Consider the following 26954-nt stretch of genomic DNA (forward strand, 5'->3'; position numbering starts at 1 on the left):
TCCACATCCGTGTGTGTCGAGGGCACCGGAACCGAGGACGTTGTGCTCTGCGCGGCCCGGCACCCTCCGGCGCACGCTGAGGTCGTCGGCAGCGGTGCGCTGCCGACCTCGTGGGGAAGAACGACGGGTCAGGCGCTGCCTCGCGCGCCGCGGGACGAGGGAGGAACCGATGACGCACACGACCGAGCGCAGCTCCACGCGGGTGCGCGGGTTCACCGATCCCGAGCTGGACTTCCAGCTGCTGCGCCAGCTCGGGTCGGCGGCGTACGGGGGCGCGTCGATCGGCGAGCCCCTCGCCGTCGCGGCGACGCTCGGGGACGGCGTGGCGGGCTGGACCGACGGGTTCGCTGCGCTCGCCGAGCGCCAGCGCGCGGACGCCGGGGCGCGCGCCGCGGCAGGGCACCCGATCAGCGCCCGGGACCGGTTCCTGCACGCCTGCAACAGCTTCCGCGCTGCGGAGTACTTCGCCCCCGCGGGCACCGCCCGGCAGGCCGAGCTCGGGCTGGCCAGCCGGGCCGCGTTCCTCGCTGCGGCCCCGTACCTGCCGGGGCGGGTCGAGGAGCTGTGGCTGCACTGGGAGGACCAGCGGCTGCCCGGATACCTGTGCACGCCACCGGACGAGGCCGGGCCCGGGCCGATCCTGGTCGCCACGAGCGGGTTCGACGGCACGCTGGAGGAGACCTACCTGCAGGTCGGTCGGGCGGGCCTGGAACGGGGCTGGCGGGTGCTGGTGATCTGCGGACCCGGGCAGATGGACGTCACCCGCACCGAGCCGCACACCCACTTCGTCCCCGACACCGAACGGTGGGTCACGCCGTGGCTGGACCACGTGCTCGCCCGGCCCGAGGTCGACCCCGAACGGCTGGCGCTGCTGGGCATCAGCCTGGGCGGGTACTGGGTCACCCGCGCCGCCGCCCACGACGACCGGATCCGGGCGCTGGTGGCGAACTCCCCGATCGTGGACCTGCACGCCTACCAGGTGGCGTTCGTGGCCCCGTACGTCGGAGGGGACCCGGAGGTCGTCCTCGCTCCCGGGGACGACCTCCGGCTCGACGACATCGACACCCTGCCGGACACCGAGATGCCCGCTGCGGCCAAGGAGCTCGCACGCTCGCTCATGACGCGGTTCGGCCGGGCGAGCTTCCTCGACACCTTCGCCTACCTGCGCGGCTTCCGCGTCGATCCCGCCGCCGTGACCTGCCCGGCGCTCGCACTGGTCGGCTCCGGAGAGGGCGGCGAGCCACGGGCCCAGTTCGAGCGGTTCTGCGCCGAGGTCGCCGGCCCCGTGACCGCCCACACCTTCACCGCGGACGACGGCGCCGACACCCACTGCCAGCTGGGCAATCTCGCCTACTCGGCGGCCGTGGTGTTCGACTGGCTGGAGGAGCTGTTCGCACGGGGATGACGGGCTCGACCCCTCGCTCGGTCCTGGTGACCGAGCGAGGCGGGGCCGACGCACGAGGTCAGCGCTCGAAGCCTCGTTCGATCCCGGCCCAGACGCCGTCGTAGTCGGACTGGCGGTGGACCGCGGCGTGCGCGAAGTCGGGGACCGTGATGGGCCAGCGGGTCTCGAACATGAAGGCGAGGGTGTCGGCGATCTTCTGGGGTGCGAGCTCGGCGGCGCTGGCCTTGCGGTAGGTCTCGGCGTCGGGGCCGTGGGCGCTCCACATGTTGTGCAGGCTGGCGCCGCCGGGCAGGAACCCTTCGGCCTTGGCGTCGTACACGCCGTGGACCAGGCCCATGAACTCGCTCATGATGTTGCGGTGGTACCAGGGCGGGCGGAAGGTGTCCTCGCCGACGAGCCACCGCGGGGCGAAGACGACGAAGTCCGCGTTCGCCTGACCGGGCGTGTCGGTGGGTGAGGTGAGCACCGTGTAGATCGACGGGTCCGGGTGGTCGTAGGAGACCGTGCCCAGGACGTTGAACCGGGCGGTGTCGTACTTGTAGGCGGAATGGGTGCCGTGCCAGGCCACGACGTCGAGCGGGGAGTGGTCGTAGTCGGCGGCCCACAGCGCGCCGGCGTACTTCTGCACGACCCGGACGGTCTCCTCGCGGTCCTCGTAGGCGGCGACGGGGTAGAGGAAGTCGCGCGGGTTGGCCAGGCCGTTGGCGCCGATGGGGCCGAGTTCGGGCAGGACGAAGGGCTGGCCGTAGTTCTCGCAGACGTAGCCGCGGGCGGGGCCGTCGGGCAGCTCGACGCGGAACCGGACACCGCGGCCGATGACGGCGATCTCCCCGGGCGCGACGTGCAGGCGGCCGTACTCGGTGTGCAGCAGCAGGGCACCCTGCTGGGGGACGATCAGGAGCTCGCCGTCGGCGTTGACGAAGTAGCGGTCGGTCATCGACCGGTCCGCGGCGTAGAGGTGGATGCCGATGCCGGCGCGCTGGCGGACGTCGCCGTTGACCCCGACGGTGTAGAGGCCGTCGACGAAGTCGGTGGGCTGGCCGGGCAGGGGCAGCGGGTCCCAGCGCAGCCGGTTGGGGTCGGTGATCCCGGTGGTGTCCGGGGCCGAACGCAGCAGGCCGGTGTCGATGCGGCGGAACGGCGGATGCGCGGCCGAGGGCCGGATCCGGTACACCCAGCTACGCCGGTTGACCGCGCGGGGCTCGGTGAACGCGGTGGCGCTGTGCTGCTCGGCGTAGAGCCCGAGCGGGGCGCGCTGGGGGGAGTTGCGGCCCACCGGGAGCGCCCCGGGCACCGCTTCGGTGGCGTGCTCGTTGCCGAACCCGGACGCGTAGGTCAGCTCCGCTCCGGTGGCCTGCGCGGCGGCGGGCGAGGGCAGGGTGCTGGTCATCGACCTTCTCCTTCGTCGGTCGAATGTGCGAGTCGGTTCGAGGGTGTCAGAGGTGCGTGCCGGCGTCGACGACGATCACGAGGCGCATCCCCGCCGTGGGGCCGGAGCACCGCTCGTCGCCAGGAATGCCCGGATCAGCTTCCGGGCGGCATCGGTGGGGCGTCGCCGGGGACGAGCGTCGCGGCGATCTTCCGCCACAGGACGTCGGCGGAGTTCTTGTAGCCGCCCGTGGTCGGGTCGAAGGCGGCCTGGTCGAAGGTGACGGCGACGGCGATGGCGACCTTCTGCGAGGGCAGGTAGGCGTAGGCGCCGGCCTCACCGGAGAACAGCGGGTTCTGCAACACCCAGTTGCCGGAGGAGACGATCCCGAGCCCGTAGGTGTAGGCGGGCGACTGCGGGTGGCAGGTCGTGCATCCGGGCAGGGTCGTCGTCCTGCCGATCAGGTCCTTGGTCAGCATCTTCTGGTAGGACTCCGGCGACAGGAGCGTGCCCGAGCCGATGGCCACGGCCGTGGCGTTCAGGTCGTGGATGTCGGTGGTCTGGATGGCTCCGTGGGTGATCGTCCACGACGGGTTCCAGTAGGTCGACTCCTCGTAGAAGGGCGTGCCGGCGGGAATCTTGAGCGCCTGACGGCGCTCGGACGTGTAGGCGTGCAGCGCGGGCTCCGGGATCGCCGGTGTTCCCGGGTCGGTCGTGTCGTGCAGCCCGAGGGGGCCCAGCACCTTCTGCTGCAGGAGCGAGGCGACGTCCTGCCCCGTGATCTTCTCGAGGGCGAGTCCGAGGATGACGTAGTTGGTGTGCGAGTAGTTCCAGTTCGTCCCGGGCTCGTAGAGGAGCGGGTGTGCGGTGCTGATCGCGATGAGCTCCTCGGGGGTGACGGTCCGGAACGGGTTCGCGTACTGCGCGTCGTCCAGCTCGGGGGTGGTCACGTAGTCCACGTAGCCCGAGGTCATCTGGGCCAGTTGGCCGAGGGTCACCTTGTCCGTGTAGGGGATGTCGGGCAGCCACGTCGAGACCTTGTCGTCGAGGCTCACCTTCTTCTCGTCGACGAGCTGCAGCAGCGCGGTGGAGACGTACGAGATGGCCACGGCGCCGTTGCGGAAGTGCATGTCCGTCGTCGCGGGCACGCCGGGCATCGACTCGCCGACGGCCTGGGTGGTGATCTCCTTGCCGTCGAGGGTGACGCTGACGATCACGGCTCGCAGATGGGCGTCGGCCATGGCGTCCTTGACGACCTTCATCACCGCATCGGCCTTGGCCGGGTCCGTCGACGCCGACGACGGGCCGCCGCTCGACGTCGAGGACGACGGCGCGGTGCCGGACGTGCACGCAAGGCACAGGCCGAGGACACACGACAGCACGAGGAGCGTGCGCAGCGGCACCCCTCTGGTCACGCCGTCCATCGCCGCCTCCAGCTCGAGAGCGTCGTGCATGGCAGCAGGCCTCGACGGCCCCGTTCGGCGGTCATTCCCGGGTCGTCGATCGGGTGGAGAACCTTACCCGCACTCCGGTGGCCTGTCCTGCGCCTCGGCGGGGCCGGCGCAGTCCCGGATCCGGGACGGTGAGCACCCCGTCGAGGTAGAGCGCGCGAGGGGATGTGAGGTCCACTAACAGCACCACACGCCACTCGAACCGGGGCGGTTCCGATGACTGACACATCCGCTGCGCGTACCGTGCGCGCGGCCCGCGGCCCGCAGCTGTCGTGCAAGGGCTGGCAGCAGGAAGCGGCGCTGCGGATGCTGATGAACAACCTCGACCCCGAGGTGGCCGAGCACCCCGACGAGCTCGTGGTCTACGGCGGGACCGGTCGAGCGGCCCGCAACTGGGCCGCGTTCGACGCCATCGTCGCCTCGCTGCGGGAGCTGGAGGACGACGAGACCCTCCTCGTCCAGTCCGGCAAGCCGGTGGGGATCCTCCGCACGCACGAGTGGGCCCCGCGCGTGTTGCTCGCGAACTCGAACCTGGTGGGGGACTGGGCGAACTGGGAGCACTTCCGCAAGCTGGAGGCGGCCGGCCTGATGATGTACGGCCAGATGACGGCCGGCTCCTGGATCTACATCGGCACCCAGGGCATCCTCCAGGGCACCTTCGAGACCTTCGGTGCGGTCGCCCGCAAGCGCTTCGGCGGCTCGCTCGCCGGCACCATCACGCTGACCGCCGGCGTGGGAGGCATGGGTGGCGCCCAGCCGCTCGCGGTCACCATGAACGACGGCGTGGTCATCTGCGTCGACTGCGACCGGACACGCATCGACCGCCGTATCGAGCACCGGTACCTCGACGTCCGCGCAAGGGACGTCGAGGACGCGCTGCGTCGCGCGGTCACCGCCCGCGACGCCCGCCGGCCGCTGTCCATCGGCCTGGTCGGCAACGCGGCCGAGGTGTTCCCGCAGCTCCTCGCCCGGGACGCGCCGATCGACGTGGTCACCGACCAGACGTCGGCCCACGACCCCCTCTCGTACCTGCCCCGTGGCGTCGCCTTCGAGGACATGAGGACGACCGCGGAGAAGGACCCCGCGTGGTTCACCGAGCAGGCCCGGCTGTCCATGGCCGCCCATGTCGAGGCGATGGTCGGCTTCCTGGACCGTGGGGCCGAGGTCTTCGACTACGGGAACTCGATCCGCGACGAGGCCCGCAAGGGCGGCTACCCGCGGGCCTTCGACTACCCCGGTTTCGTGCCGGCCTACATCCGGCCGCTGTTCGAGGAGGGGCTGGGCCCGTTCCGGTGGGCCGCACTGTCCGGCGACCCGACGGACATCGAGGCGACCGACCGGGCGATCCTCGAGCTGTTCCCGGACAACGAGCACCTGCGGCGGTGGATCACGATGGCCGGCGAGAAGGTCGCCTTCCAGGGGCTTCCCGCCCGCATCTGCTGGCTCGGCTACGGGGAGCGCCACCGTGCCGGGCTCCGCTTCAACGAGATGGTGGCCGCCGGGGAGCTGAGTGCGCCGGTCGCCATCGGGCGCGACCATCTCGACTCCGGGTCCGTCGCCTCGCCGTACCGCGAGACCGAGGCCATGATCGACGGATCGGACGCCGTGGCGGACTGGCCGCTGCTGAACGCCCTGGTCAACACCTCGTCCGGTGCCACCTGGGTGTCCATCCACCACGGCGGCGGTGTCGGCATGGGCCGGTCCATCCACGCCGGGCAGGTGACCGTCGCCGACGGGACCGAGCTGGCCGCGCAGAAGCTCGCCCGCGTGCTGACCAACGATCCCGGGACGGGAGTCATCCGCCACGTCGACGCCGGATACGCCCACGCCGCCGAGGTCGCCGCGGAGCGAGGGGTGCGCATCCCGATGCGGGACGACGGATGACGGAGTTCGAGACGCTCTGGTCGGAGATCGCCGGGATCGGACGGGTCGGGCGGCTCGGCGGCTACCGACGCTTCGCCTGGACCGAGCCGGACCTGGTCCTGCGACAGTGGTTCGTCGACTGCGCCGACCGGCGCGGGATGAGCACCGAGCAGGACCGCAACGGGAACCTGTGGGCCTGGTGGTTCCCGCCGGGCTGGGCCGGCGACCCACGGGACGCCTTCGTCACCGGCTCGCACCTGGACTCCGTGCCCGACGGAGGTGCCTTCGACGGGCCGCTGGGCGTGGTGTCGGCGTTCGCTGCCGTCACGCAGCTGCAGGAGGCCGGCGTCGAGCCGAGGACCCCGATCGGCGTCGTCGCCTTCTCCGACGAGGAGGGGGCCCGCTTCGGTGTCGCGTGCGTCGGCTCGCAGCTGTCGACCGGTGCGCTCGCGCCGGAGCGCGCCTTGGGCCTGCGTGACCCCGACGGCCGCACGCTGGCCGAGGTGCTCGAGGCCACGGGCCGCGACCCGGGGTCGGTCGGCCGGGATCGGCGCCTGCGTGACCGGGTCGGGGTCTTCGTCGAGCTGCACGTGGAGCAGGGACGGGCGCTGGACCTGCTGGACCGTCCCTTGGCGGTGGCCTCGTCGATCTGGCCCCACGGACGGTGGCGGCTGTCCTTCACCGGGCAGGCCAACCACGCGGGCGCGACACGGATGGTGGATCGGCGCGACCCGATGCTGGCCTACGCAGCCTCCGTGGCGTCGGCGCGGTCGCGCGCCGTCCAGCACGGGTGCGTGGCGACCTTCGGCAAGCTGAGCGTGCAGCCGAACGGGGCCAACGCCATCGCCTCGTCGGTGGAGAGCTGGCTGGACGCGCGCGCGGGATCGCAGACCGAGCTGGATCTCCTCACCCGGGAGATCTTCACCGACGCCGCGGAGCACGCCGACGCCGAAGGTGTGCGGCTCCAGGTCAGGGCCGAGTCCGAGTCCCCGATCGTGGAGTTCCCGCACGCGGTGCGCGACCGCATCGTCCGGGCGCTGACGGCCTTCGGCGACGTCCCGGTCCTGGCGACCGCCGCCGGCCATGACGCCGGCGTCCTGTCCACGGTCGTGCCCAGCGCGATGGTGTTCGTGCGCAACCCGACGGGCGTGTCCCACGCGCCCGACGAGCATGCCGAACCGTCCGACTGCCACCTCGGGGTGACGGCACTCGCCGCGCTGATGAAGGAGTGGGCAGCGGCATGACATCGCCGTCGGACGCCTTGCGCCGGCCAGCCCGTGCGTCGCAGGCAGACGACCCGGAGGGGCAGTGGTGGTGCGAGCACGCATGGCTGGGCGGGCCCGTGGAACACGGCGTCCTCGTCACGGTCGCCGAAGGACGCTTCTCCCGTGTCGTGCCCGGCGTCGAGCGCCCCGCTGCCGTCCCCGCCCTGCGCGGGCTGGTCCTCCCCGGTCTGGCGAACGTGCACTCGCATGCCTTCCAGCGGGCACTGCGTGCACGCACGCAGCGCGACCGAGGCTCTTTCTGGACCTGGCGCGACCTCATGTACCAGGCGGCGAACAGGCTCGACCCCGACACCTACCGGGAGCTCGCCACGGCGGTCTTCACGGAGATGGCACTGGCCGGGGTGACCTCGGTCGGCGAGTTCCACTACCTGCACCACGACGCCCGCGGGGTGCCCTACGACGACCCCAACGCCATGGGCCGGGCACTGGTCGACGCCGCAGCGGCGGCAGGCGTGCGTCTGACCCTCCTCGACACCTGCTACCTGAGCTCGGGCGTGGACGGATCACCGCTCGGCGACCTGCAACGTCGCTTCGGGGACGGCTCCGGCGAGCGTTGGGCGGAGCGCGTCGACCTCCTTCGTCGCGAGTTCAGCGGCTCGGACACCGTGATCGTCGGCGCGGCCCTGCATTCGGTGCGCGGCGTCCCGCTCCAGCACATGCCCCCGGTCGTCGAGTGGGCCGACGCCCACCGCGCCCCCTTGCACGTGCACTCCTCGGAGCAGACGGCTGAGGTGGAGCAGTGCCTGGCCGTCCACGGACGAACCCCGACAGCCCTGCTCCACGACGCCGGCGTCCTCGGTCCGCGCACCACCGCCGTGCACGCGACGCACCTGACCGAGTCCGACCTGGCGATGCTCGACTCCACCGCCACCGGGGTCTGCTTCTGCCCGACGACCGAACGCGACCTCGGCGACGGCATCGGGCCCGCGTCCGCCCTCCTCGCCCGCTCGGCCGGCCTCTTCTCCCTGGGCTCCGACAGCCACGCCGTCATCGACCTGTTCGAGGAGGCGCGCGCGGTCGAGCTCGACGAACGACTGCGGAGCCGCGAGCGCGGGATCTTCCCGGCCGACCTGCTGTTGAAGTCGGCGACGTCGGACGGCCAGCACGCCCTGGGCCGGCCCGACGCCGGCCTCATCGGTCCCGGACACCGCGCCGACCTGGTCGCGGTCGACATGGAATCCGTCCGGACCGCGGGCGGCGGCCCGCGAGCCGAGACCGCGGTCTTCGCGGCTACCGCCGCCGACGTGACCGACGTCGTCGTCGACGGGCGGACGGTGGTCCGGGACCGGCGACACCTGACGGTGACGGATGTGTCCCGCCGGCTGGCCGACGCAGCGGCCCTGTTGTTCGAGGGGTACAGCACGCAGGAGGGGGCCGTGCGGTGACGGTGCTGTTCACGAACATCGGAGAGCTGACCACGAACGACCCGACGCAGGGCGACGGGTCGCGGTTGGGCCTGGTCCGCGACGCGGCCGTGCTGGTCGACGCCGACCGGGTCGCGTGGGTCGGCCCCGGGAGGGCGGCCCCGGCAGCGGATCAACTCGTCGACGTCGGCGGGTGCGCGGTGGTCCCCGGATTCGTCGACTCCCACGCCCATCTGGTCTTCGCCGGCGACCGGGCGGAGGAGTTCGCCGCGCGCATGACGGGAGCCAGGTACGAGGCCGGCGGCATCCAGACCACTGTGCGGGCGACCCGTCGAGCGAACGACCAGGCCCTGCGCGCCACCGTCACCGCGCTTCGGCAGGAGATGCTGGCCCAAGGCACCACGACCGTCGAGTGCAAGAGCGGGTACGGCCTGACGGTCGACGACGAGGCCCGGTCGCTGAGGATCGCGGCTCGGGCCACCTCCGAGCTGACCTTCCTCGGCGCCCATGTCGTGCCGCCGGAGTACCAGGGGCGCCGGGACGACTACGTGGATCTCGTCCGCGGGCCCATGCTCGACGCGTGCGCCCCGCTGGCCAAGTGGGCCGACGTGTTCTGCGACCGGGGAGCCTTCGACGCCGACGAGGCCCGCGCGATCCTCGAGGCCGCGGCAGAACGCGGACTGCAACCGCGCCTCCACGCCGGCCAGCTGCAACTCGGCCGAGGCATCGCACTGGCGGTCCAGCTGGAGGCGGCCTCCGTCGACCACTGCACCTTCGTCTCCGACGACGACCTCGAAGCCCTGGCCGCGGCCCGTGACGTCACCGTCGCCACCTTGTTGCCCGGCGTCGAGTTCTCGACGCGCTCACCGTGGCCCGACGGCAGACGGATGATCGACGCCGGAGTCACGGTCGCGCTGGCCACCGACTGCAACCCCGGCAGCTCCTACACCTCCAGCATGGCCTTCTGCATCGCGCTGGCGGTTCGCGACATGGGACTCAGCCCTGCCGAGGCCCTGTGGTCGGCCACCTGTGGCGGCGCGGCGGCACTACGTCGCAGCGACGTCGGCGTCCTCGCACCGGGACGACGAGCCGACTTCCTCACGCTCAGGGCGCCGTCCTACATCCATCTCGCCTACCGCCCCGGAGTCCCGCTGATCGGCAGCGTCGTACTCGCAGGAGCCGTGGTGCCCACGTGACGGGGCGGACCGCGTCGGCGGCTACCGGAGGGGGCCGACTGCGGACTCGGCCGCTCGCACGACGTCACCACGACGGACCAGCTCGGTGACCTGCTCGAGTTCGGGGGAGAGCCACCGGTCGGGGCCGACCCCGGCGATGCTCTGGCGCAGCAGCATCACGACCGCCGTCGATGCGGCCCCGGGCTCGAGCGGGGCGCGGAGTTCCAGCCCGCGTGCGGCGGCGAGGATCTCGATGCCGATCACACGCTGCAGGGCATCGATGGCCCTGCGCAGCTTCCGTCCGGCCGACCAGCCCATCGACACGTGGTCCTCCTGCATCGCGGAGGAGGGGATGGAGTCGACGCTCGCGGGGTTCGCCAGGCGCTTGAGCTCGCTGACCATCGCCGCCTGGGCGTACTGGGCGATCATCATGCCGGAGTCGATGCCGGGCGACCCCGCCAGGAAGGCCGGCAGCCCGTGCGAACGGCTCGGGTCGAGCAGGCGGTCGGTGCGTCGCTCGCTGATCGACGCCATGTCGGCCGCGGCGATGGCGAGGAAGTCCAGGACGTAGCCGACGGGGGCTCCATGGAAGTTCCCGTTGCTCTCCACGCGCCCGTCCGGGAGCACCACGGGGTTGTCGATAGCGCTCCCCAGCTCGATCGCGGCAACGTCCGCGGCGTGCTGGAGGGTGGCTCGCGCCGCTCCGGCGACCTGGGGCGCACAGCGCAACGAGTAGGCGTCCTGCACCACGCTGCAGTCCTCGCCACGATGGCTCTCCACGATCGCGGAGCCGGCGAGCAGACGGTGCAGGTTCTGCGCCGAGGCCACCTGCCCGGGATGGGGCCGCACGCCCTGCAACTCCGGCGCGAAGACACGGTCCGTGCCCAGCAGGGCTTCCACGCTCATCGCCGCCGCGACGTCGGCAGCGGTGAAGAGCGCGCCGAGGTCGTGGACGGCCAGGGCGAGCATCCCGAGCATGCCGTCCGTCCCGTTGACGAGGGCCAGCCCCTCCTTGGCCGCCAGCCGGAGCGGCTCGAGGCCGTGCGCGGCCAGCGCCTCCCCACCCGGCACGACGTCGCCGTCGCTCGTGCGGACCTGGCCTTCTCCGAGGGCGGCAAGGGCGCAGTGCGCGAGCGGAGCGAGGTCGCCGGAGCAGCCGAGGGAGCCGTACTCGTGGACCACCGGCGTCAGTCCGAGGTTCAGCATCGCCCTGTACCGATCGGCCACCTCGGACCGCACACCCGTGTGGCCGGTCGTGAAGGTCTGCAGCCGCAGGAGCATCAGGGCACGGACGACCTCGCGCTCGACCTCCGGGCCGGTGCCCGCTGCATGGGACCGGACCAGTGCGTGCTGCAGCGCGTCCCGCGAGGCACTGCCGATCCTGGTCGTGGCCAGCGCACCGAAGCCCGTGGACACCCCGTAGATCGCGCGGTCGGACGCGGCGAGCTCATCGACGGCCGCCCGCGCGACGGACATCGGCGCCGCGGCGGTGGCGTCGATCTCGACCCGGGCGTCGTGCCGAGCCACCGCAACCACCTCGGGCACCGTCAGCGGCCTGCCCCCGACGACGACTGGGCGGACGTCCGCGCCTGCATCCAGCGAAGCCACGGCGCACCACTCCTCTCGCCCGCCTCCGGCGTGCTCCCTCGCGGACGCGCCACCTCCGCAGTGTGCGGACCAGCCGACCCGCCCGCCAGATCCGACTTCCGGCAGCGTCGCGCCGGGCGCCGGGCGCCGGGCGCGCGGGCCCGGGTGTACAGACCTCATGAGCTGTCCGGCCGGGCGCATGAATTACCGGGCGAGGGGGTACACGCGGGCCGCCCGGTGGTGTGTAGAAACGCGAAATGCCCAGGCCGTCGGTTTGAGTGGGTGTGAGGTCGGGCCGCGCTGAAGACTGTTGACAGTTGTCAGAGTGGGCTTTACTGTGACCCTCGCCATGCGCCGGTTCGGACTGCCGACCGGGAGGGCGAGTCGAAGGAGATTCGTGACGCCGATGAGCAGCTACTGGTCGAGTTGGTCGGATCTGCCGGAGCGGGAGGTGCTCCCGGGGAACTTCCGGACGGCGGTGACCGGCAAGGAGATGGGCCTCAACCGCATCCGCTGGGTGCACCCGACGGAGCTGCCCGCGCACACGCACCCGGACGCCGAGCAGGCGATGGTGGTGACCAGCGGGCGGATCGCCTTCACGGTGGGTGGTGAGAAGACCGTGCTGGCCGAGGGCGACGTCGTCGTGATCCCGAGGGGCGTCGAGCACTCGGGGCACAGCATCGAGGGTGAGGCGACCTTCATCGAGGTCTTCGCACCCACCCGGATCGAGAACCTGGTCGGCTTCCTCGGAGGATCCTCGATGCCCGAGCCTTCCGGGGGTGACACGCGGTGAGCCTCCGTCAGATCAGTGCGCACGTGCACGTCGAGACCGCGCACCTCGGGAGCAACAACTCGATCGTCGTGGGTACCGAGGGCCTGGCGCTGGTCGACACCCCGCACCGTCCGACCGATGCGATGGCCTGGCGGAAGACGGTCGACGGCTTCGGCACCACGCGGTTCGTGGTCAACACCGACCATCACCCGGACCACACGATCGGCAACTTCTGGCAGGGCGGCGAGGTCGTCTCGCACCGGGGTACGCGGGAACGGCTGCTGCACGAGGCGCCGAGCCACGACTACCTCGCGGGCCTCTTCGCCCGGATCGACCCGGAGGCCGTCGCACTGCTGGACACCTACCGGGTCCGGGTGCCCACGGTGGTGTTCTCGGACGCCCTGGACCTGCACCTCGCGGACGTCCACCTGGAGCTGAGCTTCCAGCCGGGGCACACCGCGAACAGCCTCATCGCCTACGTGCCCGAGGACGGGGTCGTCTTCACCGGCGACATCGTCTGCGAGGCCGGCCTGCCGTCCTTCCAGGACTCCCGGCTGTGGGACTGGTTCGACGCGATCGAGGAGGTCGCGTCGTACGACTTCGACGTGCTGGTCCCCGGGCACGGTGAGGTGGCCGACCGCGGCGTGCTCGAGCGCTACCGCGACTGGGGACGTGAGGTGGTGGGGCAGGTCGCCGATGCGATCGGCCGGGGTGTGGACCGCGAGCAGGCCAGTGCGGAGATCCGGTTCCCCGACAACATCCACGTCGACACCGAGGACTACGTCGGCTACCCCGACGACCTCATCGAGATGTTCCAGCGGCGTTCCATCGAGCGCATCTACGAGGACCTCCGCGAGAGGCCCGACCTCGCGGCGCGTTAGGGCCGCCACCGACTCGACCTCCGGCGCACCCCGCGCCGCGTCCTCATTGGAGAACCCACCCATGCGCATCACGAAGCTCGCCGTCGCGCTCGTCGCTGCGACCTCACTCGGCCTGCTGGCCGGTTGCGGGGGCGGAGGCAGCACCAGCACCGCGGTCACGCCCGAGGGCACCCAGAAGGCGCAGGCCGCGCAGCAGACCGTCGACGCCGCCAAGGCGGTCCCGGGCACGGAGGACCTGGGTCCCGCGATCGACGTCAGCTCCCTGCGGGGCAAGACGATCTACAGCATCCCGATCGACAGCAAGGCCGAGTTCTACCAGGCCGGTGAGCAGGCGATGCGGGGTGTGGCCGAGAAGGCCGGCGTCACCCTCGTGACCTTCCCCTCGGACGGGACCCAGACCTCCTACCAGCAGGGGATCGCCCAGGCAATCAACGCGGGCGCCGCGGCGATCCTGCTGAACGGACCGCTGCCCTCGACCCTGGGGCCGCAGATCGACGCCGCGACGAAGGCCGGCATCCCGGTGGTGCCGCTGCACATCTCGGACAAGGGCAGCCCGGTCACCCCGGGGCTGAAGTACGAGGCCTTCGCGCCGTTCAACGACGCCGCCCACCTGATGGCGCTCGCCGCGGTCGCCGGGCAGAAGGGCGCGCCCGTGCACGCCCTGATCATCCAGTCGTCGGAGACGGGCCCGGCCAAGGGCATGGTCGACACGATGCAGAAGGCCCTGGCCGACGAGGCGCCGGCCGGGTCGGGCGCCGAGGTGATCAACGTCGCGGTGCCGCAGTGGTCGCAGCAGATCCAGAGCCAGGTGCAGTCGGCGCTGCTGAAGAACCCGAACATCAACGCCGTCCTGCCGATCTACGACTCGATGGCGCTCTACGCCGCGCCCGGCATCAAGCAGGCCGCGGGCGGCCGCAGCGTGCCGATCTACACCTTCAACGGCACTCCGTCGATCCTGAAGATGGTGCAGGACGGCCAGGTCGCGATGGACGCCGCCGAGAACCCGGACTGGGTCGCGTACGTGAACATCGACGTCGCGTTCCGGGCGATGCTCGGGGCCGAGCCGGTGGCCGCGGAGTCCGGCCCGCTGCGTGTCATCGACGCCTCCAACGTGGCCGAGACGGGCACGCCGCCGCAGAGCGGCAAGGGCTTCGGCGACGAGTACGGCCCCGCGTTCCTCAAGATGTGGGGCCTGGCCTGATGACCACTCCCGCGCCGCTGTTGGGTGTCACCGGCCTGACCAAGGCGTTCAACGGCGTCCCCGCGCTGCGCGGGGTCGACCTGGACGTCCGGCCCGGCGAGGTCCACGGGCTGCTCGGGGCCAACGGTTCCGGCAAGTCCACCCTGATCAAGATCCTGGCCGGCTTCCACGATGCCGACGGCGGCACCGTGACCGTCGCCGGGACGACGGTGCGCAGCCCGTTCGGGGCCCGCGGTCTGCGCGACCACGGCCTGGGCTTCGTGCACCAGGACCTCGGGCTGGCCGGCGCGGGAACCGTCCTGGAGCACATGGCCCTGGACTCCGGGGGCGACGCCCCGGGCTGGAGCCGGGTGAACTGGAAGGCCGAGCGCCGCCGCGTCACCGAACTCCTGGAACGCTTCGAGATCGACGTCGACCCGGGCGCCGCCATCGACACGCTCACCCCGGTGCAGCGGGCGATGGTCGCGGTGGTCCGGGCCGTCGGCTCCCAGGAGCTGCGCTCGGGCAGCGGCGGCGGGCAGATCCTCATCCTCGACGAGCCGACGGTGTTCCTGCCACGCCACGAGGTGGGCCTGCTGTTCGCCCTGCTCCGCCGGCTGCGGGACCGGGGCGACGCGGTGCTGCTCGTCTCGCACGACCTCGACGAGATCCTCGAGGTCACCGACCGGGTCACCGTGTTCCGCAACGGGCGCACCGCCGGCACGCGCTCCACCGCCGGCGCCACCCGCGACGACCTGGTGCAGCTCATCCTCGGCGCCCGTGACGAGCACGTCCCCAAGGGCGACGCGGCGGTCCGCACCGACCGGCCCGCGCTGCTGTCGGCGCGCGGACTCCGGGGGAACCGCGTCCGCGACCTCGACCTGGACCTGTTCGCGGGCGAGGTGGTCGGGGTCACCGGGCTGGCCGGCTCCGGCTTCGAGGAGCTCCCCGACCTGCTGTTCGGGGCGCGGCACGCCGCGGCCGGGCGGATCGAGCACGCCGGCCGGGCGATCACGAGGCCCACACCGGCGCGGTCGATGGAGGCCGGGGTGGTGCTCATCCCGGCCGACCGCAAGGGGCAGGGGGGCGCGCTGGGCCTGTCGGTCCTGGAGAACGTCTCGTTGCCCTTCCTCGCCGGTCGGGCGCGCGGGTGGCGGGTCGACTGGAAGGGCCTCGCCCGGCAGGTGCAGGACACCTGCGACCGGCTCGGCGTGGTCCCGGCCAATCCGCAGGCGATGTTCGGGCACCTGTCCGGCGGCAACCAGCAGAAGGCACTGCTGGGCAAGTGGATGGACACCGACCCGCAGGTGATGCTGCTCGCCGAGCCCACCCAGGGCGTGGACGTCGGCGCCCGTCGCGAGATCTTCGTGCTCATCAGGGAGGCCGTGGCGCAGGGCATGGCGGTGCTCTGCGCGACATCGGACTACGAGCAGCTGGTGGAGATGGCCGATCGGGTGCTCGTGCTCGACGGCGGCCGGATCAGCGCCGAGATCACCGGATCGAACATCACCAAGGACGTCCTGGCGTCCGCGGTCTACGCGGAGGAGGCATCATGAGTGCCACGGAGGAGAAGAAGGCACAGCAGGAGAAGGAGAAGGAGGCGGTCCGGGCGTCGGCCGCTCCCGCCCCCTCCGCCCGCAGGAAGCGCAAGGCACCCGCAGAGCCGGAGCGGTTCGCCCTCCTCGGCGTGTGGGCCGTGCTGATCGTGGCCTTCAGCCTCGTCGTGCCGCAGACCTTCCCGACCGCGGCCAACGTCTCCAACATGCTGTCCTCGCAGGTCGTGCTGCTGATCCTGGCGATCGGCCTGCTCTACCCGCTGCGGGCCGGCGACTACGACCTCTCGGTGGCGGCCACGCTGAACCTGGCGACCGTCGTCGTCGCGGTGCTCAACGTGCAGCAGGGCTGGGGCATCGGGTGGTCCGTCCTGGTCGCGATCGCCGCGAGCCTGCTCGTCGGCGTGATCAACGGGCTCATCGTCACGGCCTTCGACATCAACCCGTTCATCGTGACCCTCGGTATGGGCACCGTCGTGCAGGGACTGGTCTACCTGCTCTCGAACTCGGCGACGATCAGCGGCGTCGACCGGACGCTGTCGGACGCGGTGCTCTTCCAGCCGTTCCTCGGCATCCCGATCGGCTTCTTCTACGCGCTGGCGCTGGTCGTGATCGCCTGGTACGTCTTCGACCACACCGCGTTCGGGCAGCGGCTGCTGTTCGTGGGACAGAGCCACGACGTGGCCCGGCTCAACGGCGTGAACGTCTCGCGGCTGCGCTGGCGCTCGCTCGTCATCTCGGCCGGCTTCGCGGGCCTCGCCGGCGTCGTGTACGCGGGCACCACGGCCAGCGCCGACCCCGTGTCCGGTGCGTCGTTCCTGCTCCCGGCCTTCGCGGCCTGCTTCCTCGGCTCGACCGTCCTGCGCATCGGTCGGTTCAACCCCTGGGGCACGTTGATCGCGGTGTACTTCCTGGTCACCGGCATCACCGGGCTGCAGCTCCTCGGTGCCCAGCAGTACGTACAGCAGCTCTTCTACGGCGGCGCGCTGGTCATCGCGGTCGTCCTGTCCACGCTCGTGCGCAACCGCGGCGAGCGCAAGCGGCGCGCCGAGGCCGCCGCAGCGTGATCACCACTCTTCTCCAAGGAGCACCACAGTGAAGGCACGCGGAGCCGTCATCCACGAGATCGGCGCGAAGTGGGAGGTCCAGGACCTCGAGCTCGACGAGCCGCGCGACCACGAGGTCCGGATCAAGGTCATGACCAGCGGGCTGTGCCACTCCGACGACCACTTCGTCACCGGCGACCTGGCCGTCACGCTGCCGATGGTCGGCGGGCACGAGGGCGCGGGGATCGTCGAGGCCGTTGGGCCGGGGGTCACCAAGGTCGAGGTGGGCGACCACGTCGCCACCCTGTTCATCCCGGCCTGCGGCAAGTGCCGCTACTGCGCGCGGGGCCAGCAGTACATCTGCGACAACGGCGCGGGCATGGAGCACGGCCGCGCGATGGACGGCACGGCTCGCTTCCATGCGACGGACGGCACGGACGTCGGCGGCGTCACGCGGCTGGGCACCTTCGCGAACTACCTGGTCTGCCACGAGAACCAGGCCGTGAAGGTACCGGACGACATCCCGTTCGAGCTGGCCTGCCTGGTCTCCTGCGGCGTGGCCACGGGCTTCGGCGCCGCGGTCAACGGCGGTCCGGTCCGCCCCGGGGACGTCGTGCTGGTCGCCGGGCTCGGCGGCGTCGGCGCGAACGCCGTGCAGGGCGCCCGGATCGCCGGTGCCGCGCACGTGATCGTCGTGGATCCGGTGCCGTACAAGCAGGAGCGGGCCGAGGACTTCGGCGCCACCGCCGCGTTCGGCTCGATCGCCGAGGCCCGGCCGCTGATCGACCAGCTCACGAACGGGCAGGGCGTGAACGTCGGGATCGTGACCGTCGGGCGGGTGGACGGCGACATCATCGGCGACGTGTTCGCGGCCGTCGGCAAGGCCGGGCGGTGCGTGCTGGTGTCCGTCGGCTCGTCGGACCGTCACCTGGCGGTGAGCCCGCAGGACCTCACCAACTTCGCCAAGTCCATCAAGGGCGTGATGTACGGCGACTGCAACCCCACCGCCGACATCCCGGGTCTGCTGGAGCTCTACCGCAGCGGCGTCCTGCGCCTCGACGAGCTGGTGACCCGCCGCTACTCCCTCGAGGAGATCAACCAGGCGGTCGAGGACATGCACGCGGGCCGCAACATCCGCGGCGTCCTCGTCCACCAGCACTGAGCCCTTCCGCGCCCTTCCGCGAACAGGAACCACGCATGACTGGAGTGACCGACACCCCGACCGGACCCGCGGCCCGGTCGGTGCAGCACACCGACACCCGCCGCGGGCTCGCGGCCGGCATCCGGACCCGTGACGTCGAGACCGTCTGCGTCGACCTCCATGGCTGACGGCACGGCGTCGGTCGCGCCGCTGCCGATCGACCGCACCAACCTCACGCTGGCCGACCGGGTGGAGACGCTGCTGCGCGACGCGGTCGTCCAGGGCGAGCACCCGCCGGGCGCCCGGCTGTCCGAGGCGGACATCGCCCGGTCGTACGGGGTCAGCCGCGGCCCGGTCCGGGAGGCGCTGCGCCGGCTCGAGCACCACGGGCTGGTGACGGTCGAGCCGCACCGCGGGGCGTTCGTCCGGACCCTCGACCTGGAGGAGGTCCGGGAACTGTTCGAGGTCCGGATCGCCCTGGAGGCGGAGGCGGCCGAGCTGGCCGCCGGCCGGATCGACGCGGCGGGGATCGCCGAGCTGCGCAGGCTCGCGCGGACCGCGGGCGAGGAGGTCGCACGCAGCGGGCGGTCGGGGGTGTTCGACACCCACGACCTGCACGACCTGGTGGTCCGGCTCGCCGGCAACCAGCGGCTGGCCCGCGCCGTCGCCCAGGTCAACGCCGAGCTGCGGCTGGCCCGCTCCCGCTCGGGGGCGACCGGGTCGCGCGCGGTCGAGGCGGTCGGCGAGCACGACCGGCTCGTCGAGGCCCTGGTCACGCGCGACGCCCGCGGCGCCCGCGAGGCCATGCGGGACCACCTCGGGGCGGCCCTGCGCAACACGCTGACGCTGCTGCAACCCACGTACGCGGACGGGAGGGCCGGATGAGCACGATCTTCGAACCCTGGAAGCTCGGGCGGATCGAGCTGGCGAACCGAGTGGTGATGGCACCGATGACCCGTAACCGCGCGGACGTGGCGGGGGTGCTGCCCGACTCGGCGGCCACCTACTACGCCCAGCGGGCGGGGGCCGGGCTGATCATCACCGAGGGCACCCAACCGAGCGCCGCGGCGCAGGGCTATCCGGGGACGCCCGGCCTGCACACCGACGACCAGGAGAAGGCCTGGGCCCGGGTGGCCGACGCGGTGCACGCCACGGGCGGGCGGATCTTCTGCCAGCTCATGCACACCGGCCGGATCTCGCACGAGAGCCTGATCCCGGCCGACGCCCGGGTGGTGGCCCCGAGTGCCGTGCGCGCCCGGCTCGACGTGGCCCGCGCCGACGGCGTGATGGTGCCCGCGCCCGAGCCCGTGCCGCTCGACGAGGCCGGGATCAGGCAGGTGATCGAGGACTTCGCGGCGGCCGCCGCCCGCGCCGCCCGGGCCGGCCTCGACGGGGTGGAGCTGCACGCGGCGAACGGCTACCTGCTGCACCAGTTCCTCTCCCCGGGCACCAACCTGCGCACCGACCGTTGGGGCGGCTCGCCGGAGGGGCGGGCGCGGTTCGTCGTCGAGGTGACCGCGGCCGTGGCCGAGCGGATCGGCGCCGACCGCGTGGGCGTGCGGATCTCGCCCGGGGGCCAGTTCAACGACATGGCCGACAAGGGCAACGAGGACACGTACATGGCGCTCGCCGACGCCCTCGCGCCGCTGCGCCCCGCCTACCTGCACACGCTGCGCAGGCGGTCCTCCCCGCTCCACACCGAGTTGCGCAGGCGCTGGCCCACGACCTACCTCCTCAACACCGGCTACCTCGGCGGCAGCGAGCTCGCCGACGTCGCGCCGCTGGTCGGGGAGGAGGCCGACCTGGTGAGCGTGGGGCGGCTGTTCATCTCGAACCCGGATCTCGTCCGGCGCTGGCGCGAGAACCTCCCGCGTGCGGCCTGGGACGAGTCGACCTTCTTCACGCCGGGGGACGCGGGCTACGTGGACTACCCCGCCCACTCGGCTGTCGCCGATCCAGAGCAGGGGAGTGACGCATGAGCATGATCGAGGCGCCGTTCGACGGGCGCGTCGTGGTGATCACCGGGGCCGCGTCCGGCATCGGTGCCTCCACCGCGGAGGTGTTCCGCGACCAGGGGGCGACCGTCGTCGGCTGGGACCTCTCCGGGACGAAGGAGGCAGGCCCGCTCGACCTGACGGACGCGGCGGCGACGAAGGCCGCCGCCGAGGCGGTCGTCGTCGAGCACGGCCGGGTCGACGCGCTGGTCAACTGCGCCGGGATCATCACCGACAACCTGCCGGTCGAGAAGACGGATCCCGCGGACTTCCGGCGGACCTACGAGGTCAACGTCGGCGGGATCGTGCACGCCGCCCAGGCGCTGTACCCCGCGCTCGCCGAGGCGCGGGGCGCCGTCGTCAACGTGGCCTCGCAGGCGGCGCTGGTCTGCCTGCCGCACCAGTCCGCGTACTCGGCGTCCAAGGGGGCGGTCGCGGCGTTGACCCGGTCGATGGCGATCGACTGGGCGGAGGTGGGGATCCGGGTGAACGCGGTGTGCCCCGGCTTCACGCTCACCCCGATGGCCAAGCAGCAGATGACCCCCGAGCTCGACGCCGCCGTGTCCCGGCGGGTTCCCCTCGGGCGGATGTTCGAGCCGGAGGAGATCGGCCGGGTGATCGCCTTCCTGGCCTCGTCCGCGTCGTCCGCGGTGACCGGGGTGGTCATGCCCGTCGACGGTGGCTGGACCGCCGGGGAGCCTGCCCTGCCGATGGGGCCCGCATGAGCGGGGTCGCTTACGTGACCGGAGCGAGCTCGGGCATCGGTCGCGGTGTCGCCGTGCGGCTGGCCGCCGACGGCGCCCGGGTCGTGCTGCTCGGCCGGGACGAGAAGCGGCTCGCGGAGGCGGCCGCGGACTGCGGGCCCGGCGCCGTGACGGCGGCGTTCGACGTGGCCGACGCCGCCGCCGTCGACGCCGAGCTGCCCGGCCTGCTGGAGCGCACCGGCCCACCCGACGTGGTGGTGCACGCGGCGGGCCAGACGGTGGTCGGCGCGCTGGACCAGCTCACCGCCGAGCAGTGGCACCGCCAGCTCGACGTGAACCTCACCAGCATTCACAGTCTCAACCGGCACCTCTGGCCGGCGATGGTCCCCGCAGGGGGCGCGATCGTGCTCGTGGCGTCCACGGCGTCGTTCGCGGCGTTCCCGCAGGACGCGGCGTACGTCGCGTCGAAGGGTGCGGTCCTCGCACTGACGAAGGCGATGGCGCTCGACGGAGCCCCGGTGGGCATCCGGGTGAACGCGGTGTGCCCGGGGTTCATCCTGACCCCCAACCTCGAGGGGTACTTCGACGCCCAGGAGGACCCGGCCGCCGCCGCGGCGGGAGCGGCCGCGGCCGCACCGCTGGGCCGGATGGGGAGCCCGGCCGACGTGGCGGGGGCCGTCGCGTACCTGGTCTCGCCCGACGCGGCCTTCGTCACCGGCACGTCCGTGCTGGTCGACGGCGGGCTGCTGGCCCGGGTGCCGGGCTGAGCGCTCACCTGCCGCCGTAAACTGTTGACAGTTGGCAGGCTGAGGTTAGAAAGTGATGACAGGGGGCACTGAAGCCCCCGGACGAGCACGATCGATCGACCTCCAGGAGGTTCCATGACCACCCCGGCGCGAACCCTGCGCGCCCTGCTCGGGGCGCCGGACCGGCCGTTGGTGCTGCCGGGTGCGGCGAACGCCCTGACGGCCCGGGTGGTGGAGGACGCGGGCTTCGACGCGGTCTACGTGACCGGCGCGGGCGTGACCAACACCTACCTCGGGATGCCGGACCACGGCATCCTGACCCTCGACGAACTCTGCGGACACGTCGAGGCCATCTGCGACGTCGTGGCCCTGCCGGTCGTGGTCGACGCCGACACCGGCTTCGGCAACGCGCTCAACGTGCAGCGCGCGGTGCGCAGGCTGGAGCGGGCCGGCGCCGCGGCGATCCAGCTCGAGGACCAGATCAGCCCGAAGAAGTGCGGGCACTTCACCGGCAAGGAGGTCGTGTCGCTCGGGGAGATGGTCGGCAAGGTGCAGGCCGCCGTCGACGCCCGGCGCGACGACGACCTGCTGATCGTCGCGCGCACCGACGCCCGGGCGTCCGAGGGCCTCGAGGTCGCCTGCGAGCGGGCCGCCGCCTACCGGGACGCCGGCGCCGACGTGATCTTCGTGGAAGCGCCGGAGAGCGCCGACGAGATGCGGTACATCACGACGCAGGTCCCGGGCCTGCACATCGCCAACATGGTCGAGGGCGGCCGGACCCCGCTGCTGCCCCGCAGGACCCTCGGCGAGCTCGGCTTCGCGGTGGCGCTGTACGCGAATGCCACGATGCGCGGTGCGGTGGTCGGGATGCGCGAGGTCCTCGCGCACCTCGGCAAGCACGGTGACACCCGGGAGGCGGGGCACCTGATGATCAGCTGGGAGGACCGGCAGGCGCTCGTGCGCAAGCCCGAGTTCGACCGGCTCGAGGAGCGGTACGCAGCGACCGCGGAACGGAGGCGGGTCCGGTGAGCACGCACGACCTGAGGCTGCGCGGGGGCCGCGTCTTCCAGCACGGCGCCGGCCTGCAGGAGCTCGACGTCCTCGTGACCGGCGGGGTGATCAGCGGGCTGGTGGCCCGGGACGCCGAGGTGGCGGCCGCCCAGGAGCTCGATCTCGCGGGCAAGGTCGTCCTGCCGGGCGGCATCGACCCCCACGTGCACCTGGGCAAGGACATCCGGGTGCCGCGCGATCCCGAGGACGGCGAGCGCGAGACGGCCTCGGCCGTCGCGGGCGGCATCACCACGATGCTGATCTACCTGATGAGCGCGGACCCCTACGAGAAGGTCTTCGCCGAGTCGGACGCCGCGATGACGGGCAACTCGCACACCGACTACGGGTTCCACTTCGTGCTCGGCACGGACGAGCAGGTCGCCTCGATCCCGGACTACGTACGCGAGCTGGGCGTACCCAGCTTCAAGTTCTTCATGAACTTCCGCGGCGACGAGGGCAAGTACCTCGGCCTGCCGGGCAACGACGACGCGTACATGTACGACCTGTTGGGCACCGCCGCGGACGCGGGTGCGCTCGTCTGCCCGCACCCGGAGAACATCGAGCTGGTGTGGAAGCTGCGTGAGCAGCCCCGGGACGAGACGATCCCGCCGCTCGAGGCCTGGTACCGCAGCCGCCCCCCGGTCGTGGAGGCCGAGGCGGTGCAGCGCGTCGCCTACTTCGCGAGCCAGACCGGCGCGTCTGTCTACGCGGTGCACACCAGCAGCAAGGCCGCGCTCGACGCGATGGGGATGCAGCAGACGGCGTACCCGAACCTGTTCACCGAGACCTGCACCCAGTACCTCACCCTCACCACGGACGCCGACTGCGGGACCTACGGCAAGGTCAACCCGCCCATCCGGCACGCCGAGGACGTCGAGGCGCTGTGGGAGGGCGTCCGGACGGGCGCCGTCGACACCGTCGGCTCCGACCACAACTCCCGGCACCGCACCGCCAAGGAGAAGGACATCTGGACGGCGTCGGCGGGCTTCCCCGGCACCGGCCTCGTCCTGCCGACGACGGTCGGTGAGGGCCTGCGCCGGGGCATCGACCTCGAGCGCCTGGTCGACGCGACGAGCACGCGGGCGGCACAGCTGTTCGGGCTGTTCCCGCGCAAGGGGACGATCCGGGTCGGCTCCGACGCGGACCTCGCCGTCGTCGACCTCGACGCGACCACCACGGTGCGCGCCGAGACCCAGCACTCCGTGGCGGAGTACTCGCCGTGGGAGGGCCGGGAGATCCCCCTGAAGGTGGTGCACACGCTCGTCCGCGGGCGGTTCGCGGTGCGCGACGGCGAGCTCGCCGACACACCCACCGGCACCTACCTGTCCCGGACCAACGGCGGCGCCGCGGCGCTCGCCTCGCAGAAGGAGCTCGTGTGACGGATCCCGTGTGGACGGTCGGCGGCGCGGGGGTCATCGACGAGACCACCCTGCGTCACTACGACCTGGCCGGCTTCGGCAAGCCCGTCGGCCTGGGCGCCCGGCCCGCCCTGCTGATCATCGACGTGCAGTACCGCACCGTCGGCACCACCCCGGCGCCGTTCGAGGAGGCGGTCAAGGAGTTCCCGACCAGCTGCGGCGAGGTCGGCTGGGCCGCGGTGGAGCGGATCGCGGAGCTGGTCGCGACCTTCCGGGAGAAGGGCTGGCCGATCCTGTACCCGCACGTCGCGCCCAAGCAGTCCTACGACGCGGGCCGGCTGGGGGCCAAGGTCCCCGGGATCATGGACATCCCGGCCAAGGGATACGAGTTCGTGGCCGAGGTGGCCCCTGTCGAGGGCGACGTGCTGGTGCCCAAGCGGCACCCCAGCGCGTTCTTCGGGACGCCGCTCGCCAGCTACCTGGTGGAGACCGGCGCCGACTCGCTCGTCGTCACCGGGTGCACCACCTCGGGATGCGTCCGGGCCAGCGTGGCCGATGCCTTCTCCTACAACTTCCGGGTCAGCGTGCCGGCGGACGCCGTGTACGACCGCAGCGCGGTCGTACACGAGGTCAACCTCTTCGACATGGCCCAGAAGTACGCGGACGTGACCACCACCGGCGCCCTGCTGGGCGCGCTGGCGGAGCTGCCCGCACGGGCCTGACCCGTGCCGCGCGGCCGGGCGCTCAGTCGGGCTCGGCCGCGCGCAGCACGGCGAGGGCGCTGTTCAACGAGCTCGAGAGGTGGGCCTCGAGGAGGGAGGCGGCGTGGTCGCCGTCCCGGTCGTCCAGGGCCGCGACGATCGTCCTGTGCTCGTCGAGAGCGGTACGGGCGCGCCGGGGCTGGTGGGCCGAGCGCGCCCGGGCCAGCTGGATCTTGCGTCCGACATCGGTGAGGGCCTGGATCAGCGGAGGATTGGCCGCCAACCGCGCCAGCCGGGCATGGAAGTCGGGATCGGCGGGGTAGGAGCCGGTGGCGTCCGAGCCCATGCTGGACTCCGTGTCGTCGAGCATCCGGCCGAGCTCGTCGATCCGCTCCTGCGGGGCGTAGCGGGCGGCGAGCCGCACGGCGTGCGTCTCCAGGGCGATCCGCAGCTCGTAGAAGTCCGAGAGCTCACGCGCGGAGAAGGAGCGCACGTACACGCCGCGATGGGTCACGGCCTCGACCAGGCCCTCGCTGGCCAGGCGCTGGATGGCCTCGCGCAGTGGTCCGCGGCTGATCCCCAGCGCCTGCGACAGGTGCACCTCGTTGAGTCGCTCACCGGGGGAGAGGGTGCCGTCGAGGATCATGTCGCGGAGGACCTCCAGGCTGCGCCCCGCGAAGGTCGCGACGGGGCCCAGCTTGGCGGGTCGGTTCTGCTCGGTCACCGGGTCTCCTCGCCGCGGTCGCTGCGAGGCGGGCAGTCCGTGTGGACGTCCCCTCGGGCCGCGATCGCCGATCGGTTCGAACTGTCGACACATCGAATAGTAACTGAGCTGCTGCGGACCGCGGTCGAGGGAGACCGCATCTCGCAAACTGTTGACAGTTGTCAGCTCGTGCCGCAGCCTATGACCCAGCCGCGGAGAGCCGCGGCCGGCAGGACAAGGAGGTGCTGGCGGTGGAAACGGACAAGCGGTCCCTCGCGGGCCGAGCGGGTTCCGGAGCGCGTCCCGGGGTGAACTCCGGGGCGGAGGTGGACGCGGCTGCCGTGCCGCAGTCGATCGACCGGAGGGTCGTGGCGGCCGGACTGGTCGGGTCCGTGGTCGAGTACTACGACTTCGGCATCTACGGCTACCTCGCCACGGTGCTCTCGGTCGTCTTCTTCGCGAACGGCACCGACCCCACCACGGCGCTGCTCGCCACGTTCGCGACCTTCGCCGCGGCCTTCGTCCTCCGTCCCCTCGGCGGACTCATCTTCGGTCACCTGGGCGACCGCTTCGGCCGCTCGCGCATCCTCGCCGCGACGATCCTGTCGATGTGCGCGGCCACGGTGGCGATCGGCGTGCTTCCCACGTACGCGGCGATCGGCGTCGGGGCCGCGTTCCTGCTGGTGGCGGCGCGGTGCGTGCAGGGCATCGCCTCGGGTGGCGAGGTCGGCGGCGCCGCGGCGTACGTCGCGGAGAAGTCGCCGCCCGCCCGGCGCGGGTTCCTCTGCTCCACCGTTCAGCTGGGGGCGCTGTCGGGCGCGTTGCTCGCGTCCGTCGCCGTCACGATCCTGACCTCGGTGCTCACGTCCGAGCAGCTCGCGGCTTGGGGTTGGCGCATCCCGTTCCTGCTCAGCCTGCCGCTGGGACTGGTGGGTCTGTGGATCCGGTACCGCCTCGAGGACTCGGTCTCCGACGAGGAGCTCGAGGCGGGGGAGGGGGAGGCGTCCGCGCCCGCCGTCGAGCTCGTCCGGGCGCACCTGCCCGGCCTGCTGCGCACCCTGGGCCTGTCGACGCTGCTGTTCGCCGGCTACTACGTCACCTACGTGTACGCGTCGACGCACCTGCAGCGGACCGGCGGGTTCAGCCCGGCCGCCGCCTTCTGGTCGACCACGATCACGCTGGTCGTGTCGTGTGCGGCCATGCCGTTCTTCGGCAAGCTCTCCGACCGGTGGGGCCGGCGACCGGTGCTCCTGGTCGCGGCGATCGCGTTCGGCGTGCTCGCGGTGCCGTGCTTCGCCGTCATGAACGCCGGCGCCCTGGCGCCGGCCATCCTGGCGCAGGTGGTGCTCGGCCTGCCCGAGTCCGCGCTGATGGGCGTCGTCTTCGCGACGTTCGCCGAGATGTTCCCGTCGCGGGTCCGCTACACCGGCATCGCGTTGGGCTTCAACCTCGCCAGCATGGCGGTGGGCGGCACCGCGCCGCTGATCTGTCTGTGGCTGCTCGGCCTGACCGGCAGCCCGCTGGCCCCCGCGTGGTTCCTGGTGGCGGCCGCCGTCGTCACCGTGGGGACCGCGCTGACCCTCACCGAGACCCGCGGCACCGCGCTGCGGACCGGCTGACCCGCA

General features: G+C 72.3%; 24 protein-coding genes. 20 read left to right on the top strand and 4 right to left on the bottom strand.

The features are described from left to right. Positions 1-169: 169 nt before the first annotated feature. Complete coding sequence (locus PKE99_RS03775) at positions 170-1405, top strand: alpha/beta hydrolase family protein (RefSeq protein WP_037039895.1); 1236 nt, start codon at positions 170-172, stop codon at positions 1403-1405. A 58-nt stretch (positions 1406-1463) separates the two neighbouring features. On the opposite strand, the gene hmgA is transcribed toward PKE99_RS03775, so the two are convergent. Together hmgA and PKE99_RS03785 are read right to left on the bottom strand one after the other, a co-directional pair. Next, complete coding sequence (gene hmgA / locus PKE99_RS03780; RefSeq protein ID WP_037039897.1) at positions 1464-2795, bottom strand: homogentisate 1,2-dioxygenase; 1332 nt, start codon at positions 2793-2795, stop codon at positions 1464-1466. Between the two features lie 134 nt (positions 2796-2929). Next, entirely contained in the window at positions 2930-4228 is a 1299-nt protein-coding gene (locus PKE99_RS03785) for a serine hydrolase domain-containing protein (protein WP_231498020.1), read from the bottom strand. 213 nt (positions 4229-4441) lie between these two features. Between PKE99_RS03785 and hutU the strand changes: the two genes are divergently transcribed. The 4 genes from hutU to hutI are packed head-to-tail and all read left to right on the top strand — an operon-like array spanning position 4442 to position 9934. Next, positions 4442-6109 carry a urocanate hydratase gene (gene hutU / locus PKE99_RS03790; protein ID WP_037039898.1) on the top strand — a complete coding sequence of 556 codons (1668 nt, stop codon included), beginning with the start codon at positions 4442-4444 and terminating at the stop codon, positions 6107-6109. After that, a complete protein-coding gene (locus tag PKE99_RS03795) occupies positions 6106-7332 on the top strand; it encodes an allantoate amidohydrolase (protein ID WP_037039900.1) in 1227 nt (408 codons plus the stop codon). The genes hutU and PKE99_RS03795 overlap by 4 nt, the downstream gene beginning before the upstream one ends. Continuing rightward, the gene (locus PKE99_RS03800) at positions 7329-8759 is read left to right on the top strand and encodes a formimidoylglutamate deiminase (RefSeq protein WP_081923690.1); all 1431 of its coding nucleotides are present in this window, start codon (positions 7329-7331) and stop codon (positions 8757-8759) included. The genes PKE99_RS03795 and PKE99_RS03800 overlap by 4 nt, the downstream gene beginning before the upstream one ends. Further along, positions 8756-9934 carry an imidazolonepropionase gene (gene hutI, locus PKE99_RS03805; protein ID WP_037039901.1) on the top strand — a complete coding sequence of 393 codons (1179 nt, stop codon included), beginning with the start codon at positions 8756-8758 and terminating at the stop codon, positions 9932-9934. Before PKE99_RS03800 ends, hutI begins: the two co-directional genes overlap by 4 nt. Positions 9935-9955: 21 nt before the next feature. Here hutI and hutH read toward each other — a convergent pair whose 3' ends face one another. Then, positions 9956-11449 carry a histidine ammonia-lyase gene (gene hutH / locus PKE99_RS03810; RefSeq protein ID WP_425566465.1) on the bottom strand — a complete coding sequence of 498 codons (1494 nt, stop codon included), beginning with the start codon at positions 11447-11449 and terminating at the stop codon, positions 9956-9958. 457 nt (positions 11450-11906) lie between these two features. Between hutH and PKE99_RS03815 the strand changes: the two genes are divergently transcribed. The 14 genes from PKE99_RS03815 to PKE99_RS03880 all read left to right on the top strand — a co-directional run bounded on the left by PKE99_RS03815 (position 11907) and on the right by PKE99_RS03880 (position 24647). Beyond that, positions 11907-12293: a cupin domain-containing protein gene (locus PKE99_RS03815; protein WP_051736666.1), complete on the top strand. Its 387-nt coding sequence runs from the start codon at positions 11907-11909 to the stop codon at positions 12291-12293. Then, the gene (locus tag PKE99_RS03820; protein WP_037039910.1) at positions 12290-13153 is read left to right on the top strand and encodes an MBL fold metallo-hydrolase; all 864 of its coding nucleotides are present in this window, start codon (positions 12290-12292) and stop codon (positions 13151-13153) included. Before PKE99_RS03815 ends, PKE99_RS03820 begins: the two co-directional genes overlap by 4 nt. Positions 13154-13214: 61 nt before the next feature. Continuing rightward, positions 13215-14354: a sugar ABC transporter substrate-binding protein gene (locus tag PKE99_RS03825; protein WP_051736667.1), complete on the top strand. Its 1140-nt coding sequence runs from the start codon at positions 13215-13217 to the stop codon at positions 14352-14354. Continuing rightward, positions 14354-15889 carry a sugar ABC transporter ATP-binding protein gene (locus PKE99_RS03830; RefSeq protein WP_037040359.1) on the top strand — a complete coding sequence of 512 codons (1536 nt, stop codon included), beginning with the start codon at positions 14354-14356 and terminating at the stop codon, positions 15887-15889. Before PKE99_RS03825 ends, PKE99_RS03830 begins: the two co-directional genes overlap by 1 nt. After that, positions 15886-16953: an ABC transporter permease gene (locus PKE99_RS03835; protein WP_051736669.1), complete on the top strand. Its 1068-nt coding sequence runs from the start codon at positions 15886-15888 to the stop codon at positions 16951-16953. Before PKE99_RS03830 ends, PKE99_RS03835 begins: the two co-directional genes overlap by 4 nt. A gap of 28 nt (positions 16954-16981) precedes the next feature. Then, the gene (locus PKE99_RS03840) at positions 16982-18094 is read left to right on the top strand and encodes an NDMA-dependent alcohol dehydrogenase (protein WP_037039912.1); all 1113 of its coding nucleotides are present in this window, start codon (positions 16982-16984) and stop codon (positions 18092-18094) included. A 35-nt stretch (positions 18095-18129) separates the two neighbouring features. Beyond that, a complete protein-coding gene (locus PKE99_RS03845; protein ID WP_269322905.1) occupies positions 18130-18261 on the top strand; it encodes a hypothetical protein in 132 nt (43 codons plus the stop codon). Next, positions 18254-18958 carry a GntR family transcriptional regulator gene (locus PKE99_RS03850; RefSeq protein WP_051736670.1) on the top strand — a complete coding sequence of 235 codons (705 nt, stop codon included), beginning with the start codon at positions 18254-18256 and terminating at the stop codon, positions 18956-18958. The genes PKE99_RS03845 and PKE99_RS03850 overlap by 8 nt, the downstream gene beginning before the upstream one ends. Further along, on the top strand, positions 18955-20052 hold the full coding sequence (locus PKE99_RS03855) for an alkene reductase (RefSeq protein WP_051736671.1): 1098 nt from the start codon (positions 18955-18957) through the stop codon (positions 20050-20052). Before PKE99_RS03850 ends, PKE99_RS03855 begins: the two co-directional genes overlap by 4 nt. Next, the gene (locus PKE99_RS03860; protein WP_051736672.1) at positions 20049-20792 is read left to right on the top strand and encodes an SDR family NAD(P)-dependent oxidoreductase; all 744 of its coding nucleotides are present in this window, start codon (positions 20049-20051) and stop codon (positions 20790-20792) included. The genes PKE99_RS03855 and PKE99_RS03860 overlap by 4 nt, the downstream gene beginning before the upstream one ends. Further along, positions 20789-21538 carry an SDR family NAD(P)-dependent oxidoreductase gene (locus tag PKE99_RS03865; RefSeq protein WP_037039918.1) on the top strand — a complete coding sequence of 250 codons (750 nt, stop codon included), beginning with the start codon at positions 20789-20791 and terminating at the stop codon, positions 21536-21538. The genes PKE99_RS03860 and PKE99_RS03865 overlap by 4 nt, the downstream gene beginning before the upstream one ends. 114 nt (positions 21539-21652) lie before the next feature. After that, positions 21653-22546, top strand: a complete 894-nt coding sequence (locus PKE99_RS03870) for an isocitrate lyase/PEP mutase family protein (protein WP_037039921.1) — start codon at positions 21653-21655, stop codon at positions 22544-22546. Continuing rightward, positions 22543-23946 carry a dihydroorotase gene (locus PKE99_RS03875; RefSeq protein ID WP_051736673.1) on the top strand — a complete coding sequence of 468 codons (1404 nt, stop codon included), beginning with the start codon at positions 22543-22545 and terminating at the stop codon, positions 23944-23946. The genes PKE99_RS03870 and PKE99_RS03875 overlap by 4 nt, the downstream gene beginning before the upstream one ends. Further along, positions 23943-24647: an isochorismatase family protein gene (locus PKE99_RS03880; RefSeq protein ID WP_197040421.1), complete on the top strand. Its 705-nt coding sequence runs from the start codon at positions 23943-23945 to the stop codon at positions 24645-24647. Before PKE99_RS03875 ends, PKE99_RS03880 begins: the two co-directional genes overlap by 4 nt. Before the next feature lie 22 nt (positions 24648-24669). Here the strand turns inward: PKE99_RS03880 and PKE99_RS03885 are convergent, their stop codons facing one another. Next, a complete protein-coding gene (locus tag PKE99_RS03885) occupies positions 24670-25350 on the bottom strand; it encodes a GntR family transcriptional regulator (RefSeq protein ID WP_051736674.1) in 681 nt (226 codons plus the stop codon). A 320-nt stretch (positions 25351-25670) separates the two neighbouring features. On the opposite strand from PKE99_RS03885, the gene PKE99_RS03890 reads away from it, so the two are divergent. Continuing rightward, positions 25671-26948: an MFS transporter gene (locus tag PKE99_RS03890; protein ID WP_037040378.1), complete on the top strand. Its 1278-nt coding sequence runs from the start codon at positions 25671-25673 to the stop codon at positions 26946-26948. Positions 26949-26954: the final 6 nt, after the last annotated feature.

The sequence above is a fragment of the Pseudonocardia halophobica genome (assembly GCF_027922425.1).
Lineage (GTDB): Bacteria > Actinomycetota > Actinomycetes > Mycobacteriales > Pseudonocardiaceae > Pseudonocardia > Pseudonocardia halophobica.

Bases quoted from the DNA above. Each gene is read 5' to 3' on its own strand.
- PKE99_RS03835 (WP_051736669.1), top strand. From the start codon at position 15,886: ATGAGTGCCACGGAGGAGAAGAAGGCACAGCAGGAGAAGGAGAAGGAG.
- PKE99_RS03830 (WP_037040359.1), top strand. From the start codon at position 14,354: ATGACCACTCCCGCGCCGCTGTTGGGTGTCACCGGCCTGACCAAGGCG.
- PKE99_RS03775 (WP_037039895.1), top strand. From the start codon at position 170: ATGACGCACACGACCGAGCGCAGCTCCACGCGGGTGCGCGGGTTCACC.
- PKE99_RS03855 (WP_051736671.1), top strand. From the start codon at position 18,955: ATGAGCACGATCTTCGAACCCTGGAAGCTCGGGCGGATCGAGCTGGCG.
- PKE99_RS03845 (WP_269322905.1), top strand. From the start codon at position 18,130: ATGACTGGAGTGACCGACACCCCGACCGGACCCGCGGCCCGGTCGGTG.
- PKE99_RS03850 (WP_051736670.1), top strand. From the start codon at position 18,254: ATGGCTGACGGCACGGCGTCGGTCGCGCCGCTGCCGATCGACCGCACC.
- PKE99_RS03795 (WP_037039900.1), top strand. From the start codon at position 6,106: ATGACGGAGTTCGAGACGCTCTGGTCGGAGATCGCCGGGATCGGACGG.
- hutU (WP_037039898.1), top strand. From the start codon at position 4,442: ATGACTGACACATCCGCTGCGCGTACCGTGCGCGCGGCCCGCGGCCCG.
- PKE99_RS03800 (WP_081923690.1), top strand. From the start codon at position 7,329: ATGACATCGCCGTCGGACGCCTTGCGCCGGCCAGCCCGTGCGTCGCAG.
- PKE99_RS03865 (WP_037039918.1), top strand. From the start codon at position 20,789: ATGAGCGGGGTCGCTTACGTGACCGGAGCGAGCTCGGGCATCGGTCGC.
- PKE99_RS03860 (WP_051736672.1), top strand. From the start codon at position 20,049: ATGAGCATGATCGAGGCGCCGTTCGACGGGCGCGTCGTGGTGATCACC.
- PKE99_RS03785 (WP_231498020.1), bottom strand. From the start codon at position 4,228: ATGCACGACGCTCTCGAGCTGGAGGCGGCGATGGACGGCGTGACCAGA.
- PKE99_RS03815 (WP_051736666.1), top strand. From the start codon at position 11,907: ATGAGCAGCTACTGGTCGAGTTGGTCGGATCTGCCGGAGCGGGAGGTG.
- PKE99_RS03870 (WP_037039921.1), top strand. From the start codon at position 21,653: ATGACCACCCCGGCGCGAACCCTGCGCGCCCTGCTCGGGGCGCCGGAC.
- hmgA (WP_037039897.1), bottom strand. From the start codon at position 2,795: ATGACCAGCACCCTGCCCTCGCCCGCCGCCGCGCAGGCCACCGGAGCG.
- PKE99_RS03825 (WP_051736667.1), top strand. From the start codon at position 13,215: ATGCGCATCACGAAGCTCGCCGTCGCGCTCGTCGCTGCGACCTCACTC.